General features: G+C 68.2%; 15 protein-coding genes. 4 read left to right on the forward strand and 11 right to left on the reverse strand.

Translation table 11 applies throughout. The annotated features are described in order from the left end of the window. Positions 1-80: 80 nt before the first annotated feature. Positions 81-1718, reverse strand: a complete 1638-nt coding sequence (gene groL / locus ACRYJK_RS06015; RefSeq protein ID WP_482666634.1) for a chaperonin GroEL — start codon at positions 1716-1718, stop codon at positions 81-83. Between the two features lie 42 nt (positions 1719-1760). Next, positions 1761-2048, reverse strand: coding sequence for a co-chaperone GroES (gene groES / locus ACRYJK_RS06020; protein ID WP_482666635.1), 288 nt, complete (start codon positions 2046-2048; stop codon positions 1761-1763). A 155-nt stretch (positions 2049-2203) separates the two neighbouring features. Here groES and sppA point away from each other — a divergent pair, with 155 nt between their 5' ends. Beyond that, the gene (sppA, locus tag ACRYJK_RS06025; RefSeq protein WP_482666636.1) at positions 2204-4177 is read left to right on the forward strand and encodes a signal peptide peptidase SppA; all 1974 of its coding nucleotides are present in this window, start codon (positions 2204-2206) and stop codon (positions 4175-4177) included. A gap of 4 nt (positions 4178-4181) precedes the next feature. Here the strand turns inward: sppA and ACRYJK_RS06030 are convergent, their stop codons facing one another. Further along, positions 4182-4883: a trimeric intracellular cation channel family protein gene (locus ACRYJK_RS06030; protein ID WP_482666637.1), complete on the reverse strand. Its 702-nt coding sequence runs from the start codon at positions 4881-4883 to the stop codon at positions 4182-4184. A gap of 99 nt (positions 4884-4982) precedes the next feature. Between ACRYJK_RS06030 and ACRYJK_RS06035 the strand changes: the two genes are divergently transcribed. Beyond that, complete coding sequence (locus ACRYJK_RS06035) at positions 4983-5612, forward strand: YoaK family protein (protein WP_482666638.1); 630 nt, start codon at positions 4983-4985, stop codon at positions 5610-5612. Here ACRYJK_RS06035 and ACRYJK_RS06040 read toward each other — a convergent pair. From ACRYJK_RS06040 to ACRYJK_RS06070, 7 genes are all read right to left on the reverse strand, one after another. Continuing rightward, complete coding sequence (locus tag ACRYJK_RS06040; RefSeq protein WP_482666639.1) at positions 5578-5922, reverse strand: Rap1a/Tai family immunity protein; 345 nt, start codon at positions 5920-5922, stop codon at positions 5578-5580. The genes ACRYJK_RS06035 and ACRYJK_RS06040 overlap by 35 nt on opposite strands. 137 nt (positions 5923-6059) lie before the next feature. Then, on the reverse strand, positions 6060-7463 hold the full coding sequence (gene lpdA / locus ACRYJK_RS06045) for a dihydrolipoyl dehydrogenase (protein WP_482666640.1): 1404 nt from the start codon (positions 7461-7463) through the stop codon (positions 6060-6062). A gap of 119 nt (positions 7464-7582) precedes the next feature. Continuing rightward, the gene (gene gatB / locus ACRYJK_RS06050; protein WP_482666641.1) at positions 7583-9058 is read right to left on the reverse strand and encodes an Asp-tRNA(Asn)/Glu-tRNA(Gln) amidotransferase subunit GatB; all 1476 of its coding nucleotides are present in this window, start codon (positions 9056-9058) and stop codon (positions 7583-7585) included. Then, a complete protein-coding gene (locus ACRYJK_RS06055; RefSeq protein WP_482666642.1) occupies positions 9055-9453 on the reverse strand; it encodes a hypothetical protein in 399 nt (132 codons plus the stop codon). Before ACRYJK_RS06055 ends, gatB begins: the two co-directional genes overlap by 4 nt. A gap of 11 nt (positions 9454-9464) precedes the next feature. Continuing rightward, on the reverse strand, positions 9465-10955 hold the full coding sequence (gene gatA / locus ACRYJK_RS06060) for an Asp-tRNA(Asn)/Glu-tRNA(Gln) amidotransferase subunit GatA (protein ID WP_482666643.1): 1491 nt from the start codon (positions 10953-10955) through the stop codon (positions 9465-9467). Continuing rightward, positions 10955-11242 carry an Asp-tRNA(Asn)/Glu-tRNA(Gln) amidotransferase subunit GatC gene (gene gatC, locus ACRYJK_RS06065; protein WP_482666644.1) on the reverse strand — a complete coding sequence of 96 codons (288 nt, stop codon included), beginning with the start codon at positions 11240-11242 and terminating at the stop codon, positions 10955-10957. Before gatC ends, gatA begins: the two co-directional genes overlap by 1 nt. A 32-nt stretch (positions 11243-11274) precedes the next feature. Next, positions 11275-13131 (reverse strand): hypothetical protein, encoded by a 1857-nt coding sequence (locus ACRYJK_RS06070; protein WP_482666645.1) that lies wholly within the window; start codon positions 13129-13131, stop codon positions 11275-11277. A gap of 91 nt (positions 13132-13222) precedes the next feature. Here ACRYJK_RS06070 and ACRYJK_RS06075 point away from each other — a divergent pair, with 91 nt between their 5' ends. Both ACRYJK_RS06075 and ruvX read left to right on the forward strand, forming a co-directional pair. Next, positions 13223-14383 (forward strand): DUF3089 domain-containing protein, encoded by a 1161-nt coding sequence (locus tag ACRYJK_RS06075; protein WP_482666646.1) that lies wholly within the window; start codon positions 13223-13225, stop codon positions 14381-14383. Further along, positions 14380-14847: a Holliday junction resolvase RuvX gene (gene ruvX / locus ACRYJK_RS06080; protein ID WP_482666647.1), complete on the forward strand. Its 468-nt coding sequence runs from the start codon at positions 14380-14382 to the stop codon at positions 14845-14847. The genes ACRYJK_RS06075 and ruvX overlap by 4 nt, the downstream gene beginning before the upstream one ends. On the opposite strand, the gene ACRYJK_RS06085 is transcribed toward ruvX, so the two are convergent. Continuing rightward, positions 14844-16655, reverse strand: a complete 1812-nt coding sequence (locus ACRYJK_RS06085; RefSeq protein ID WP_482666648.1) for a vWA domain-containing protein — start codon at positions 16653-16655, stop codon at positions 14844-14846. The genes ruvX and ACRYJK_RS06085 overlap by 4 nt on opposite strands. Positions 16656-16760: the final 105 nt, after the last annotated feature.

The raw sequence follows: 16760 nt of genomic DNA on the forward strand, positions 1-16760 counted from the left end.
TTGCACAACCCACGCCAACTGAAAAGGGCCGGAGGATCGCTCCCCCGGCCCTTCTCGATTTTCGTCGTCAGGCGATCGACTTAGAAGTCCATCCCGCCCATGCCGCCGCCAGGCATCGCCGGCATCGCGGGCTTGTCTTCCGGCAGCTCGGCGATCGTCGCTTCGGTGGTGATCAGCAAACCCGCCACCGACGCCGCGTTCTGGAGCGCGGTGCGGACGACCTTGGTCGGGTCGATCACGCCAGCGCTGACCAGGTTCTCGTACGTGTCGGTCGACGCGTTGAAACCGAACGAGCTGTCGTTCTGGTCGAGCAGCTTGCCCGACACGACGGCGCCGTCATGGCCGGCGTTCGACGCGATCTGACGCACCAGCGCGGTGAGCGAGCGACGCACGATGTCGACGCCACGGGTCTGGTCCTCGTTCGCGCCGGTCACGCCCTCAAGCGCCTTCGACGCGTAGAGGAGCGCGGTGCCGCCGCCGGGGACAATGCCTTCTTCAACCGCGGCGCGGGTCGCGTGAAGCGCGTCGTCGACGCGGTCCTTACGCTCCTTCACCTCGACCTCCGAGGCGCCGCCGACCTTGATCACCGCCACGCCGCCAGCGAGCTTCGCCAGACGCTCCTGCAGCTTCTCGCGGTCATAGTCGCTGGTGGTGGTGTCGATCTGCGCGCGGATCTGTTCGACCCGGCCCTTGATCGCATCGCCTTCACCCGCACCGTCGACGATGGTGGTGTTGTCCTTGTCGATGGTGACGCGCTTGGCCTGACCGAGCATGTCGAGCGTCACGCTCTCGAGCTTGATGCCCAGATCCTCGCTGATCATCTCACCGTTGGTGAGGATCGCGATGTCCTGCAGCATTGCCTTGCGACGATCGCCAAAGCCCGGCGCCTTGACCGCCGCGACCTTGAGGCCACCGCGCAGGCGATTGACCACCAGCGTCGCCAGCGCTTCGCCCTCGATGTCCTCGGCGATGATCAGCAGCGGACGACCCGACTGCACCACCGCTTCGAGGATCGGCAGCATCGACTGGAGGTTCGACAGCTTCTTCTCGTGGATCAGGATGTACGGATCGGCGAGCTCGACCGTCATCTTTTCCGCGTTGGTGATGAAGTAGGGCGACAGGTAGCCGCGGTCGAACTGCATCCCTTCGACGACGTCGAGCTCGAAATCGAGACCCTTCGCCTCTTCGACGGTGATGACGCCTTCCTTGCCGACCTTTTCCATCGCTTCGGCGATCTTCTCACCGACTTCGCGGTCGCCGTTGGCGGAGATGATGCCGACCTGGGCGATCTCGCTCGAACCCGAAACCGGCTTCGAACGGCCCTTGATGTCCTCGACCACCTTGCCGACCGCGAGGTCGATGCCGCGCTTGAGGTCCATCGGATTCATGCCCGCAGCGACCGACTTCATGCCCTCGCGCACGATCGCCTGGGCGAGCACGGTCGCGGTAGTGGTGCCGTCGCCGGCGACGTCGTTGGTCTTCGACGCCACTTCACGCAGCATCTGCGCGCCCATGTTCTCGAACTTGTCCTTGAGCTCGATTTCCTTGGCGACCGTCACACCGTCCTTGGTGATGCGGGGCGCGCCGAAGCTCTTGTCGATGACGACGTTGCGGCCCTTGGGCCCGAGCGTCACCTTCACCGCATCGGCGAGGATGTCGACGCCCTTGAGAATGCGTTCACGCGCATCGCGCGAGAAGCGTACGTCCTTGGCAGCCATGTGCTGTGTCCTTCAGTCTGATTGGGGGAGTTGAACCGGTCCTCAGGCGAGAATGCCGAGGATGTCCGATTCCTTCATGATGATCAGGTCTTCGCCGTTGACCTTCACTTCGGTGCCCGACCACTTGCCGAAGAGGATGCGGTCGCCGGCCTTCACCTCGAGCGGGTGGACCGTGCCATCATCACCGCGCGCGCCAGTGCCGGCGGCGACGACTTCGCCTTCCTGCGGCTTTTCCTTCGCGGTGTCGGGGATGATGATCCCGCCGGCGGTCTTTTCATCGGCCTCGACGCGGCGCACGAGCACGCGGTCGTGCAGCGGACGGAAGTTCATGGGGTGCTTCCCTCTCATGATTGTGGAACCTGTTGGCACTCCGCCTAAGCGAGTGCCAGACGGCGCGCATATGTTGTCTGCTCGATCGACCGTCAAGGTGATCGGGCATCCAACGGATACTGTTCACCGCGCCAATCGACAGGTAAGGCGTCCGTATGACCGACGCCACCGCCCCCGCCCCGTCCGCGCTCGATCCAAGCCCTGCTCCGAACGACCGCAATGCGCCACGTCGGCCTGCGCGACGCTATACGACGCGAGAGGTGCTGCGCGGCGCATGGAAGCTCCTCGTCGCCATCAAGGATGGCCTGTCGCTGCTGTTCCTGCTGCTGTTCTTCCTGCTGCTGGCGGCGATGCTCGCAGGCCGGCCTAACCCGTCGGTGCTGCCGGGCAGCGCGCTGTTGCTCGACCTCGACGGGTCGATCGTCGAGCAGAAAACGTCCGTGTCGCCGTTGGCGGCTCTGAGCGGCTCGGCACCGGTCAAGGAGTTTCGGCGATCTGACCTCGTGCGCGCGCTCGACGCTGCTGCCACCGACGATCGCATCCCCGCGGTCGTGCTCGACCTCGACACCTTCACTGGCGGGGGCCAGGTCGCGCTCGGCGATGTCGCGGACGCGCTTGCGCGCGTGCGGCGCGCGGGCAAGCCGGTCTATGCCTACGCGACCGCCTACACCCGCCCCTCCTACCTCCTCGCCGCGGCGGCGAGCGAAGTGTGGACCAGTCCCCAGGGCGGGGTTCTCATCGCCGGTCAGGGCGGCAACCAGCTTTATTTCCGCGGACTGCTCGATCGGCTGGGGGTGACCCCCAACGTCTATCGCGTCGGCACGTTCAAGAGCGCGGTGGAGCCGTTCACGCGCTCCGACCAGAGCCCGGAAGCGGAGGCGGCCGCGCAGCAATATACCAACGCCTTGTGGACGCGCTGGCAGGAACGCGTTCGCGCGCTGCGGCCCCGCGCCAACTTTGCACCCCTGGTCGAGGACCCGGCCGCCGCCGCCCGCGCCAACGGCAACAGCTTTTCCGAAGCCGCCCGCGTCGGCGGGCTCATCGACCGCATCGGCAGCCGCTACGCGTTCGAAACGGCGATCGCGAACAAGGTTGGTCGGCTCGATCGCCAGCGTCCATGGGATTTTCGTCGCACCAAGCTCGACGACTGGGTCGCGGCCAACCCGATCGAAACGGTCGGCGACAGCATCGCGGTCGTTCCGCTGGTCGGCAATATCGTCGATGGCGAGGCGCCTTCGGGAACGGCGGGCGGTGAGACCATCTCCGAACATATTCTCGATGCGGTCGCCGATCCGAAGATCAAGGCGCTGGTGCTGCGCGTGGATTCAGGCGGTGGCTCGGCGGAAGCGTCGGAGCGCATCCGCCTTGCCCTCCGGCTGGCCCGCGAAGGGCGCAAGATCCCGGTGGTCGTGTCGATGGGCAATGTCGCGGCGTCGGGCGGTTATTGGGTCGCCACCTCCTCCGACCGCATCGTCGCCGAACCCGATACCATCACCGGCTCCATCGGGGTGTTCGGCCTGCTTCCGAGTTTCGAAGGCTCGCTCGCGAAGTTGGGGATTGGCGCGGACGGTGTCGCGACCACGCCGCTGTCCGGCCAGCCCGATCTGCTGACCGGCCCCAACGAAACCTCCAGCGCGATGAGTCAGGCTGCGGTCGAGCAGATCTACGCCCGCTTCACCGGGCTCGTGGCGCAGAACCGCCGCCTCCCAATCGAACGCGTGCGCGAGATCGCCGAGGGCCGGGTATGGGCTGGCGGTGACGCACGTCAGCTGGGTCTCGTCGATCGCTTCGGCGGGCTGGACGTGGCGATCGAAGAGGCGGCGCGCCTCGCCAAGCTCGATCCCAAGAAAGTGCACCCCGTCTATTTCGAGGAGAGCGATTCGCCGCTGGGTGCGCTCCTGAGCGGACTCTCGGGCAGCGAAGCGCGGCACGCCGTTAGCGTCGATTTGCTCGCCCGGCTGTCGGCCGAACGCGAAGGGCTGTTGTCGAGCGCGATTGCGCAAGCGCGGCGGCTCATGACCACGTCGGGCGTGCAGGCCGAGTGCCTCGAATGCGCCGCCATGTCAGCGCCAGCCGCGCCGATGACGCAAGCCAATTCGAGTTGGCTCGCCTGGCTCTTCGCGCGTTGACGAGTCAGCGGCCGCGGTAGGCCGGGAGCGACACCCCGCGCGAAATTGCGGCGGCACGCAGCCCAAATCCGCTCGCCGCGGCGACCAGCGCGGCGAGCGGCCACCACAGCCCCACTGCGTGCAGCGCGACGAACAGCCCCGCGCTCAGCGCCGCGGCGGTGACGTAAAGCTCCGGTCGCAGGATGATCGACGGCCGCCCCGCCAGCACGTCGCGCAGGATGCCACCGACACACGCGGTGATGACCCCCATCAGCGCCGCCACGAACGGATGCACCCCGGCGTTGACCGCCTTGAAGCTGCCGAACACGGCGTAGGCGGCGAGCCCCGCGGCGTCGAACCAGTCGAGCGCGCCATAGCCGCCCTGCGCGTCGGTCCACCAACGCTCGGGCGTCAGCCACACCAGCAATGCCATCGCAAAGCAGGTGAGGCTGACCCAGGGCGACTGCACCCAGAACACCGGCGCGTCGATCAGCAGGTCGCGCACGGTGCCTCCGCCGACGCCGGTGATCAGCGCGAAGAACGCAAAGGTCACCAGCGTCTGCCGCTCGCGCGCGGCCGCTAGAGCGCCCGAGAGCGCAAACAGCGCGATGCCGAATACGTCGAGCAGCGGCAGCACGTCGAGCGTGGCCTCCGCCACGCGCTCGGTTGCGGTGCCAGGCTCGGGCGCCAGCGCAGGGACAGCAGCGTAGATTTCATGCAGCCACATCGCCGCCGCCTTGCGCCAAGCAACGCGCACTGTGAAGGACGCTGTGCGCTGCCGCTCACCCCCTTCCCCACCCCGGCTCGACGCTGCTAGGCGGCGGCGATGCGCCTCGACGATCGCCTGCTGATGCCTGCCGTGCTGGCGAGTGCCGCCGCCGGGCTGGTCGATGTTACCGCCTTCATCGGCTTTGGCGGCTTCTTCGCGAGCTTCATGTCGGGCAACACGACGCGCCTCGCGATCGGTGTCGCGAGTGCACCGGTCGAGGCGCTGGTTGCCGCCGCACTGCTGGCGGCCTTCGTCGCCGGGGTGGCGATCGCGACGATGCTCGAACGTCGCGCCGCTCTGCCCGCGCCTGCTCGCCTGATGCCGCCGGCGCTGCTGATAGCGTTGTCGGCGCTGCTCGGGTCGGGCGGCGGGAGCGCCGCGTTGCTGCTGCTGGCGGCGGGGATGGGCATGCTGAATGTCGCACTCGGCGACCGCGGCATCGGCCTCACCTACATGACCGGCACGCTCGTGCGGCTGGGCAAGGCGCTCGGTCGGCGGCTGTCGGGTGAGCCGGCCGGCGAACTCGCCGCGCAGGATCTGTTGCTGTGGACGAGCTTCGTTGCCGGCGGGCTGATCGGTGCAGGCCTGTTCGCACGGTTCGGCATGGACGGCCTGTGGATTGCGGTCGCCATGCTCGGCGGCGCCGCCGCGCTCAAGGCGCGCCCGGTACCGGGATCCGACAGTTGAACCGCTCGACCATGGCCAGCACCACCAGTCCGGCCGCGGGTCCGTCAAGGTCGCGCGGGTTCGCGCGCATATAGGCGACTGCGACCTCCTGGATGCGGCTGGTGTTGAGACCCTGCGGAATACAGCGCGGCAGGCGGTTGAGCTCCTGCACGAACATCATCGAGTCCACCGCACCGATAATGAAGCCGAGGCAATTATAGCGCTCGAGTTCCGCCGCGGCCCCGCTGCCGGGCCGCTCGCACCGTTCGAGCAGCCAGCGGCCGGTCACGAATTCAGCGCGCGCCGGCGCCGCCGGGGACGCTGCCGCCAACGCCAACGCCAATCCTAACCCCAGAAACCGACACCGCATCCCGCCCCACTCCCTGTCCGCTGTTCAGGGCATGGAGACGGACGGTGCGAACCGGCACCCCCGTTTGGGGAGAGCGCTCGGTTACGGCGAACCTTCGGTCAGGCGTGGATCGGCTTGCCGCGCACCGCCATCGCCGCTTCCTTGAGCGCTTCCGCATGCGTCGGGTGCGCGTGGCAGGTGTAGGCGATGTCCTCGCTGGTGGCGCCGAATTCCATCGCCACCGCGGCTTCGGCGATCATCGTGCCCGCCACGTTGGCGATCATCCACACGCCGAGCACGCGGTCGGTTTCCGCATCGGCGATCACCTTCACAAAGCCATCGGGCTCGCGATTGGTCTTCGCGCGGCTGTTGGCCAGCATCGGGAATTTGCCGACCTTGACCGCACCGCGCTCCTCGGCCTGCTCCTCGGTCATGCCAACCCCGGCAAATTCGGGGAGCGTATAGACGACGGTCGGGATAACCGCGTGGTTCACGATGCCCGTCTGGCCGGCGATATTTTCGGCGACGGCAATGCCCTCGTCCTCCGCCTTGTGCGCGAGCATCGGCCCCGGGACCACGTCCCCGATCGCCCAGACGCCCGGAACTCCGGTGCGGAATTCGTGATCGACCTCGATCTGACCGCGCTGGTTGAGCCGCAGGCCCGCCTTGTCGAGCGCGAGCCCATCGACGTTGGGCCGTCGACCGATCGCCACCAGCACGACGTCGGCGTCGAGCGTCGACGCCTCGCCCCCCGCCGCCGGCTCGACGGTGACGGTTGCGCGACCGCCTTCGACCCCGACGCCGGTGACCTTCGTCGACGTACGGATTTCGACGCCCTGCTTCTTGAAGATCTTGGCGGCTTCCTTGCGCACGTCGCCGTCCATGCCGGGGAAGATCTGGTCGAGATATTCAACTACGGTGACCTGCGCACCGAGCCGCCGCCACACGCTGCCGAGCTCGAGGCCGATCACCCCGCCGCCGATGACGACCATCTTCTCCGGCACCTTGGCGAGCGCCAGCGCGCCGGTCGAATCGAGCACCACGCCGCCTTCGTTGTCGATTTCCACCCCCGGGAGCGGGGTGACCGACGAACCGGTGGCGATGACGATGTTCTTCGCGCGATAGCTCGTCCCGGCGACGTCGATCGTGTCCGCCGCGGTAAAGGCGGCGCGGCCCTTCAGCCAGTCGACCTTGTTCTTCTTGAACAGGAATTCGATGCCGCCGGTGAGTTCGCCGACCGCCTTCGCCTTTTCAGCCTGCATCTGGCCGACATCCATGCGCGGGTTGTCGCAGGAGAAGCCGAACTTCGCGAGGTGCCCCCCGACCGCTTCCTCATACAGCTCCGAGGCGTGGAGCAGCGCCTTCGACGGGATGCAGCCGACGTTGAGACAGGTACCGCCAAGCGTTTCGCGGCTTTCGACGCACGCGGTCTTCAGCCCGAGCTGCGCGGCACGGATGGCGGCGACATATCCGCCGGGGCCGGCGCCGATGATGATCACGTCATACTGATAGTCGTCGGCCATGTCGCATCCCTCTGCCCGTCTGGGCGGTCGATTGAGCGCCGGTGCTGACCGGCAGCGCGTCCGTAACTGCGCGAGTAAAGCGGCGGGGCGCGCCTGTCACCCGCCGCATCGCCGACCCGTTACCCCTCGAGCCGCGCGCGCAGCACGTCGTTGACGAGTTTGGGGTTCGCCTTGCCGCCCATCGCCTTCATCGTCTGTCCGACGAAAAATCCGAACAGCGCCGCCTTGCCGCCGCGATATTCCTCGACCTTGGCGGCGTTGGCGGCGAGCACCTTGTCCACCTCCGCCTCGATCGCGCCGGTGTCGCTGGTCTGCTTGAGGCCTTCGCGCTCGACGATCGCGGCAGCGCTGTCGCCGGTTTCGAGCATCTTCTCGAACACCTGCTTGCCGATGCTGCCCGAGATCGTGCCGTCGGCGATCAGCGCCAGCAGCTCCGCCGCCTGGGTCGGCGACACGGGCGAGGCGTCGATGCCGAGGCCCAGGCGATTGAGCGCCCCGAACAGATCGCCCGTCACCCAATTCGCCGCCGCCACCGGCGCCGCGCCCGCATCGAGCAGCGCATCGAACCAGCGCGCCGCCTCGGCCTCCGCGGTGAGCACATTCGCCGCGTAGCGGCTGATCCCCAGCCCTTCATAGCGAGCGCGCTTCGCGTCGGGGAGTTCGGGAAGGCTCGCGCGGCACTCGTCGATGAACGCCTCGTCCAGCTCCAGCGGCAGTAGATCCGGGTCGGGGAAGTAGCGATAGTCGTGCGCATCCTCCTTCGACCGCATGGTCCGCGTCGTGCCGGTGCCCGGGTCGAACAGACGCGTCTCCTGCACGACCGTGCCGCCCTCCTCGATCAGCGCGACCTGGCGCCTGGCCTCATGCTCGATCGCGGCCATGACGAAGCGAACGGAGTTGACGTTCTTCGTCTCGGTGCGCGTGCCGAACGGCTCACCCGGACGCCGCACGCTGACGTTGACGTCGGCGCGCATCGACCCTTCCTCCATATTGCCGTCGCACGAGCCGACGTAGCGCAGGATCGAGCGCAGCTTCTTGACGTAGGCGCCGGCTTCTGCGGGCGAGCGCAGATCGGGGCGGCTGACGATTTCCATCAGCGCGACGCCCGCGCGGTTGAGGTCGACGTAGCTCAGCGTCGGGTGCTGATCGTGCATCAGCTTGCCCGCGTCCTGTTCGACGTGGATGCGTTCGATACCGATGCGGCGCCCTTCCGCGACGCCCACCTTCTCGTCCGCGTCGAGCGTCAGCGACCCCTCACCCACCAGCGGGTGGTATAGCTGGCTGATCTGGTAGCCCTGCGGCAGGTCCGCGTAGAAATAATTCTTGCGGTCGAAGCGGCTCCAGCGGTGGATTTCCGCATCGAGCGCGAGGCCGGTGCGCACTGCCTGACGGATGCACTCGCGGTTCGGCACGGGCAGCATCCCCGGCATCGCCGCGTCGATCAGGCTCACCTGCGTGTTCGGCTCCGCCCCGAACGCGGTCGCCGCGCCGGAGAACAGCTTCGCCGCGCTGGTCACCTGCGCATGCACTTCGAGGCCGATCACGACCTCCCATTCGCCGGTGCGGCCGGTGATGCGATACTCCTGCTGGCTCATTCCGCGGTCCCCGTCGGGTGGCGTTTCTCGACGCGCGTCCATTTCTGCCCGTTCCAGACTTCAACGTGGGTCGCACTCTCGACCTGTTCATAGACCGGTCGCTGGTCGCCGACGCTGGGCGTGTGCTGCGCGCTGTCGGTTGCCGGGCGACCGAGGCGCTCCGCCCAGCTCCGCTCGGTGTGCGGGACGAGCTGATCAATCAGCCCGACCAATCGCTCGTGCTGGCCGGCGGGGAACTGCTCCGGCTTGATCCGATCGACCATGTCACGCAGCCCCTTGACCGCGATGCGCATGTCCGCCGGGGCGGTGAGGCCGCTACGGGCGTTGAGGTTGAGCGCGTGCAGCCCCGCCAAAAGCCCCGTCAGCGCGATGTTGCGCGCATGATCGTCGTCCAAGCTGAACAGCCTCACCACCAGCACTCCGGCCGGGCGGTGAAGCCCGCGCGCTGTTCGAGGGCGAGGCCGGCGTTGAGGACGGCCTGTTCGTCGAATGCGGGGCCGATGATCTGCAGGCCGAGCGGGAGACTGCTGTCTCGGGTGAGGCCGCCAGGGACCGACATGGCGGGCAGTCCGGCAAGGCTCGCGGGTACCGCGAACACGTCGTTGAGATACATCGCCAGCGGGTCGGCGCTCTTGTCGCCCAGCGCGAAGGCGGCGCTGGGGGCGGTGGGAGTGAGGATGACGTCGCAGGCCTCGAACGCCGCCGCGAAATCGCGCGCGATCAGCGCCCGCACCTTTTGCGCCTGTGTGTAATAGGCGTCGTAGAAGCCTGCTGAGAGCACGTAGGTGCCAATCATGATGCGGCGGCGCACTTCCGGCCCGAAGCCGGCGGCGCGGGTCGCGGCATACATCTCCTGAAGGTTCGCACCCTCGGGCAGCTCGCGCTGACCGTAGCGCACGCCGTCATATCGGGCGAGGTTCGACGAGGCCTCGGCCGGCGCGATGATGTAGTAGGCGGGCAGCGCGTATTTGGTATGCGGCAGGCTGATCTCGACGATCTCTGCCCCGGCATCGCGCATCCAGGCGATGCCATCGTCCCACACCCGCGCCACGTCCGCGTCGATCCCGTCGACGCGATACTCCTTTGGCACGCCGACGCGCTTGCCGCGCATGTCGGGGTTGAGACCCCACTCCCACGCCGGCACCGGCAGGTCGAGGCTGGTCGAATCCTTGGGGTCGAACCCGGCCATCGCCTCGAGCATGATGGCGCAATCCTGCACGGTGCGCGCCATCGGCCCGGCTTGATCGAGCGAGCTCGCGAACGCCACCACGCCCCAGCGCGAGCAGCGACCGTAGGTCGGCTTGATGCCGCTGATGCCGACGAACGCCGCGGGCTGGCGGATCGAGCCGCCGGTGTCGGTGCCCGTCGCGGCGGGCGCGATGCGCGCGGCGATCGCGGCGGAGCTACCTCCCGACGACCCGCCCGGCGCGAGGCTGGCGTTACCCCCGTCGCTCCGCCGCCACGGCGAGACGACATTGCCGAAATAGCTGGTTTCGTTCGACGACCCCATCGCGAACTGGTCGAGGTTCAGCTTCCCCAGCATCCCCGCGCCGGCGTCCCACAGCCGCTGCGACACGCTGCTTTCATATTGCGGCACAAAGCCTTCGAGGATGTGGCTCGCGGCGGTGGTCTGCACGCCTTTGGTCGCGAACAGATCCTTCATGCCGATCGGCACACCGGCAAGCGGCTTGAGCGTCTCGCCCTTGGCGCGCGCCTCGTCGGCGGCGCGGGCGGCGGCAAGCGCGTGCTCCGGCGTCGTCACGATGAAGGCGTTGAGCGCGCTCGCACCCGCAACCGCGGCGTTGAATGCCTCGGCCACCTCGACGGCGGAGAAGCTCCCGCCGCGCACGCCGTCGCGCAGCTCGGCGACGGTCAGATCGGTGATGACGTTCGACATTATTCGATCACCTTGGGCACGGTGAAGAATCCGTGAGCGCCACCCGGCGCATTAGCGAGCACCGCGTCGCGGCAGTCGCCATCGGTCACGGCGTCATCGCGCAGGCGCAGCTGGTTGGGGATGACCGCCGCCATCGGCTCGACGCCGGTCACGTCGACCTCCCCCAGCTGCTCGACCCAGCCGAGGATGTTGTTGAGCTCACCGACCATCGTCTCGACCTCGGCGTCGCTGAGCGCGATACGGGCAAGGCTGGCGATTTTGGCTACTGTTGCATGATCGACCGACATGGCCGCGCCGCTAGCAGCGCCACCCGCCTAGCTCAAGGCGTGGCCTTCGCTTGCGGCGGCGGCGGGGGCGGTGGTGGTGCGCTCGGGGCAGGCTCGGGGCTGCGCAGACCCTCCTCCACACAGGGCGGCGGCAGCGGCACGGGGAGGACGGACCCCACCGGCAGACCGTCAATGACGATGCGCTGCATCGGCTGCGGCGCGAGACGAATTTCGGCCGAGTTCACGTTGACGCGGCGTTGCGTCTCGCGCGGGATCGGCCAGCTTTCCTCCCAGCGCCCGGTCGGGCAGCGCCGATAGAGCGAAGCCATCGGCGCGTCAGCACGCGCGGACTGGCTCACCAGCACGACCGCGTCGTCGCTGAGGAAATGCGCGCGGCAAGCGTTGCCCCGGCACTGATAATTGAGTGTCAGCGCGTCGATCAGCGCTGACGGCACCGCAGTGCCGGTCGGCGTCACGCGAATATTCGCGCGCGCATCCGCCGATGCGCTCGTGTCGCGCACCTCGTACCGATTCTTGGCGGCAAGCGCTTCGCGGGCGCGCCGGCGTTTATCCTCCGGCCCGCTTGCCGCCATGGCTTCGAGCGCCCGACGACCCGACGGTCCGAAATCGAACGCCAGCGCCGCCCAGTCGAACTTTTCCGTCGTCGTGCGCCCGTCGCGCAGTCGAGCGAGCTGGTCGCGCGTCGACATCGCGCCGAAATCGATCCACGGCAGCGCAAGGATCAGGGCGAGCACGCACACCGCGACCGACGCCCGCGTCTCCGCCGCGAGAATGCGTTTCGGGAAATGCCCGCGCGGCCACACCGATATGACCGCCGACACCAGCCCATAGGTGAGCGCAACGATCGCACACACTGCGGCCCACATCCGTCCCGGCGTCCAGCCATAATCGCCGACGCGCTGCAGGATCGCAGCCGCGGCGATGGCGCCAAGCGGGAGCATCGCGACCCCCAGCGCGCGCGCCGACCAGTGGAGCAGGCGGTGGAGACCTTCGCCCTGCACCCCTTCGCCTTTGAGGCCGATCGCCGCGTTCAGCAGCAGCAGGCAGAATGCGCTCGCCAGCATCGTCAGCGCGGCGGCCGACCCCCAACCGTTCCACAATCCGTCCAGCCCCGTGAACGGCAGCGTCAGCAGAAACAGCCAGATCGCCACCGCAAAAATCGGCGCGAGCACGCTCATCACCGCGAAAACGAGGCGCAGCATGGTGGCGACGATCGCGTCGCGTTCGCGCAGAACGCCGACGCCCGCGCCCCAGGTCGCCGCGAGCAACGGCAACGCAACCCAGCTGTGACCGAGCGCGCGGCTCAACACTTTGATCCCGATCAGGTCGAACAGCCCCGCGATGAGCCAGGTAAGGCCCCAGGTGATGACCGCAAAGGCAAGACCCGCAGCCGCGATCGCGGCATCGCTCCACAGGTGAAGGTGCACCCGCCCGGGGTCGAGCGAACGACGCCCTCCGTCGCGCCATGCCTGAAACAGCGGCGCTGCCAGCAGCGCCGCGAACAGGCTGGCGAATACGGGAAATTCGAACACCGTCGCTTGCTGGCTGTAGCTTCGCGCGGTCCAGGTGATGAAACCGATCACCAGCCCCCAGACAACGGCAAACACCGCCGACCAGACCCACCAGCGCCGCTCGACCGTCAGCACGAACGCGGTCGAGCCGACTCCGATTAGCGCGATGAGGAACACGCTTGCTCGGCTCACCTCGCCTTCGGTGAGCAGCGCGATCGCCAGCCCCGCGACGGCGCCGATGATTGCCATGATCCATGGCCGCAGCGGCCATGCGTCTGCGCCGGCGTCGGTTTCCAGCCAGCGCATTCGATCGCGACGATGCGCCACGCTCTCGTCGGCGGGATGGTCTCGGGCGGCGAGTGCGGGCGTTTCGGTCATCACCGACAGCTAGCATTGCCCGCGCATCGTGCCACGCCTATTTCGCGCCACGGCGGGCGACACTTTCCGCTGGACCTGCCTGGGAAGCAACGTGGCCCGCAAATTCCTGTATTTCGTCGCTTTCGTGATCGTAATCGTGGTGGCGTCGGCCTTCGCCTATCGCCTGTTTCCGGGCGACATCATGCGGGTCGCGCTGGAACCGCGCGTCGCCTTCGCGCCGCCGGCGACACGGCCATCCGGGTACGACGCGCCCAATCTGTGGATCGCCCGCCCAGGCCTTCCCGACGACCCGACCCTGTGGCGCCCTTTGCTCACCCAGGCGAGCGCGGATGGCGCCCCGCTCCGCTATCCGCCGGAGGCCGAACGCGGCGGTGCTGCGATTTTCTTTGTGCATCCGACCAGCTATCTCGGGCGCGAGCAGTGGAACGCTGCGCTCGATAACAGCGAGGCCAACTGGCGCGCTCGGCTGTTCGTTCGAGGCATGGCGAGCGCCTTTGCCGGCGCGGGCGAAGTCTGGGCGCCGCGCTATCGCCAAGCAGCGATGGGCGCATTCCTGACGCGCGATGTCGACACCGCCAACCGCGCGCTCGATGCCGCTTATGACGATGTGCTTTCCGCGTGGACGAGCTTTCTGTCCTCAATCCCCCCCGATCAGCCCATCATCCTCGCCGGGCATAGTCAGGGCGCGCTCCACCTCGCGCGACTGATGAAGGAGCAGGTCGCCGGGCGGCCGATCGCCGAACGGGTAGCCGCGGCCTATGTCGTCGGCTGGCCTTTGTCGGTCGAACATGACGTCCCCGCCCTCGGCCTCAACCCCTGCACTCGCGCCGACGAAGCGAACTGCCTGCTGGGCTGGAACAGCTTTGCTGAGCCGGCGGATCCCCGCATGGTGCTCGACGTCTTCGACGCATCGCTGGGTTTCGACCGGCAGAGCCGCCGCGGCAGTCGCGTCCTGTGCGTCAATCCGCTCACGGGAACGCTCGACGGCTCAGCGGCGGCCGCCGCCAACCTCGGCACGGTGCGAGCCAACGCCAATCTGGACGATGGAACGCTGATCGCAGCGGCCGTCCCTGCGCGGTGCGACGATCCGGCGCGTGGCGGGCGGGGGCTGCTGCTGATCGGCGATCCCCCGCAGGTTGGACCGTTTGTGCTGCCGGGCAACAATTATCACGTGTACGACATCCCGCTGTTCTGGGCGAATGTCCGCGCCGACGCCAACGGGCGGCTCGCAGCCTGGCGCGCGGCGCGATGATCACGACCGACGTCGCTGACTTTCGTGCGACGCTGCCGGAGGGGGGCCGCCTGCTCGGGCTCGATGTCGGCACCCGCACGATCGGGACCGCGCTGTGCGATGCCGAATGGCACTTCGCCAGCCCCGCACACCTCATAAAGCGAGCGAAGTTCAGCGCCGACCTCGCGGCCCTTAAAACGATGGTCGAGCGCGAACGGGTGGCGGCGCTGGTCATCGGCTTGCCGCTTAACATGGACGGCAGCGACTCCCCCCGCACGCAGTCGGTGCGCGCCTTTGCCCGCAACCTCTCCGGGCTCAGCCGACCCATCCTGCTGTGGGACGAACGCTGGTCGACCGCCGCCGTGACGCGCGAGCTGATCGCTGCCGACACCAGCCGCGCGAAGCGCGCGGAGCGCGTCGACAACGCCGCCGCAGCCTATATCCTCCAAGGCGCGATCGACGCACTTGTGCGCGTCAGCCCCTAGCGCGCGCCCTCCCGCCCCGCCGGCGTGAGTGTGGCGGCGCGGTCGACGATCGTCAGGAATTGCCGGCGATAGCGGTTGTCGCCCACCGCTGGCGCCGCGAGCGCGCGCACATCGCTCCAGCCGTAGCGACCGAGCTGCGTATCGCCGCGCAGCAGCTGGCCATAGGCTGCCACCGCCGTCACGAACGCATCATCACCGCGCGGCGCAGTCGCTTGCGACAGCATCCGCGCGGGCACCCGCCGCTCGATGAGGCGCGAGGCCTGTCTGCCCGGCAGCTTGTAGCGCAGCGCCACCACCGCAGCATCGCCGCTCCGCGCCGACGAAGGCTCCGGCGGCCTGCGATTGCCCTCGAACCGGCGATCGGGCAGCCAGCCCTCAGAGCCGGCGGGCACGATTTCGTAAAGCGCGATGACCTGATGCCCGGCTCCGATCTCGCCCGCGTCGACCGCGTCGTTGTTAAAGTCCTCTTCGCGCAGCGCCCGGTTCTCGTAACCCAGAAGGCGATACTGGCTGACGTGCGCGGGGTTGAATTCGACCTGGACCTTCACGTCGTGCGCGATGGTGAACAGCGTCGAAGCAAGCTCCTCGTCCATCACCTTGCGCGCTTCTTCGCTGCTGTCGATGTAGGCGTAGGCGCCATTCCCCTTGTCCGCGAGCTGCTCCATCATCGCATCGTTGAGGTTGCCGCGTCCGTAGCCGAGCGTCGTCATCTGCACGCCCGACGCGCGCTCGCGCTCGACCATGTCGACCAGCGCGGCATTGTCGCTGATACCGACGTTGAAGTCGCCGTCGGTGGCAAGGATGATGCGATTGACGCCGCCTGGGATGAAGGCCTGCCGCGCCGTGGCATAGGCGAGCTGGATGCCCGATGCGCCCGCGGTCGATCCACCCGCCGACAGCCGCGCAAGCACGTTGAGCGCGCTTTGACGGTCGGATGTCGGCGGCAGCAGCAACTCGGTCCGCCCCGCATACACGACGATGCTCATGCGGTCCTGCGGCCGCAGCCGCTCCGCCGCGAGCGCGAGCGTGCAGGCGGCGAGCGGCAGTTTGTCGGGGCTCGTCATCGAACCCGAGACGTCGACTAGGAACACGATGTTCGCCGGTGGCGGCGCACTGCGAGCGAGGTCGTGGCCGGTCAACGCAATGCGCAGCAGCCGAGTCCCCTGATTCCAGGGCGTGGCGCTCGCGGCGAGCGACACGTCGAACGGCTGGCGCGCGTCTGGCGCACGCCCCCAGTCGTAGCGGAAATAGTTGATTAGCTCCTCGGTCCGCACCGCATCCTGCGGCGGCAGACGATTGTCGCCGAGGATGAAGCGTCGCGCATTGGCGTAGGCGCCGGTGTCGACGTCCACGGAGAAGGTCGAAACCGGTGCGTCGCTTACCCGGACGACGCCGGCGACCGCGTTGCGCTCGTAACGGTCGCGGTCCGGATTCACCGGGGATCCACCGGGCACTGTCGGCGCGTACGCGCCGCTGCCGGTCACCACGATGTTTCCGCTCGCATCGGCCGACGGTACCGGCACCGGTGGTGGCGGCGGCGGGGGCGGCGGCGGCGGCGGGGGCGCCGGGGGGGAGACCATGACTGGAGCTGACACCACCGGCGGAGGCGGCGCCGGACGACGCGCACCCCACCCGCCCTGCATGCCGCGGCCTTCGAACATCGCCAGTTCGCCGCGATCGGCACGCGCGCAAATCTCGTCCGCGCTCGTCGGCCAGCGCGGTGCCGGCGTCGGCTGCGCAATGCCCGGCGGCGGCGTGCACAGCCCCGCAAGCGCGGTCCCCAACATCAATGTCCGGACGATACGCATTTCGTCATCCCCCCAGAAATGTCCGGAGAGGCTAACGCGCGGAAGTCACGACGCAATGACCTTAATCCGAGACCGCGCGAGAACATGTCCGCAAAAGAGACGGCG

The sequence above is a fragment of the Sphingomonas sp. BLHR8 genome (assembly GCF_056821725.1).

What these genes read in the sequence shown, in the direction of transcription:
- groL (WP_482666634.1), bottom strand. Translation starts at nt 1,718, where the DNA reads ATGGCTGCCAAGGACGTACGCTTCTCGCGCGATGCGCGTGAACGCATT.
- groES (WP_482666635.1), bottom strand. Translation starts at nt 2,048, where the DNA reads ATGAACTTCCGTCCGCTGCACGACCGCGTGCTCGTGCGCCGCGTCGAG.
- sppA (WP_482666636.1), top strand. Translation starts at nt 2,204, where the DNA reads ATGACCGACGCCACCGCCCCCGCCCCGTCCGCGCTCGATCCAAGCCCT.
- ACRYJK_RS06030 (WP_482666637.1), bottom strand. Translation starts at nt 4,883, where the DNA reads ATGTGGCTGCATGAAATCTACGCTGCTGTCCCTGCGCTGGCGCCCGAG.
- ACRYJK_RS06035 (WP_482666638.1), top strand. Translation starts at nt 4,983, where the DNA reads ATGCGCCTCGACGATCGCCTGCTGATGCCTGCCGTGCTGGCGAGTGCC.
- lpdA (WP_482666640.1), bottom strand. Translation starts at nt 7,463, where the DNA reads ATGGCCGACGACTATCAGTATGACGTGATCATCATCGGCGCCGGCCCC.
- gatB (WP_482666641.1), bottom strand. Translation starts at nt 9,058, where the DNA reads ATGAGCCAGCAGGAGTATCGCATCACCGGCCGCACCGGCGAATGGGAG.
- gatA (WP_482666643.1), bottom strand. Translation starts at nt 10,955, where the DNA reads ATGTCGAACGTCATCACCGATCTGACCGTCGCCGAGCTGCGCGACGGC.
- gatC (WP_482666644.1), bottom strand. Translation starts at nt 11,242, where the DNA reads ATGTCGGTCGATCATGCAACAGTAGCCAAAATCGCCAGCCTTGCCCGT.
- ACRYJK_RS06070 (WP_482666645.1), bottom strand. Translation starts at nt 13,131, where the DNA reads ATGACCGAAACGCCCGCACTCGCCGCCCGAGACCATCCCGCCGACGAG.
- ruvX (WP_482666647.1), top strand. Translation starts at nt 14,380, where the DNA reads ATGATCACGACCGACGTCGCTGACTTTCGTGCGACGCTGCCGGAGGGG.
- ACRYJK_RS06085 (WP_482666648.1), bottom strand. Translation starts at nt 16,655, where the DNA reads ATGCGTATCGTCCGGACATTGATGTTGGGGACCGCGCTTGCGGGGCTG.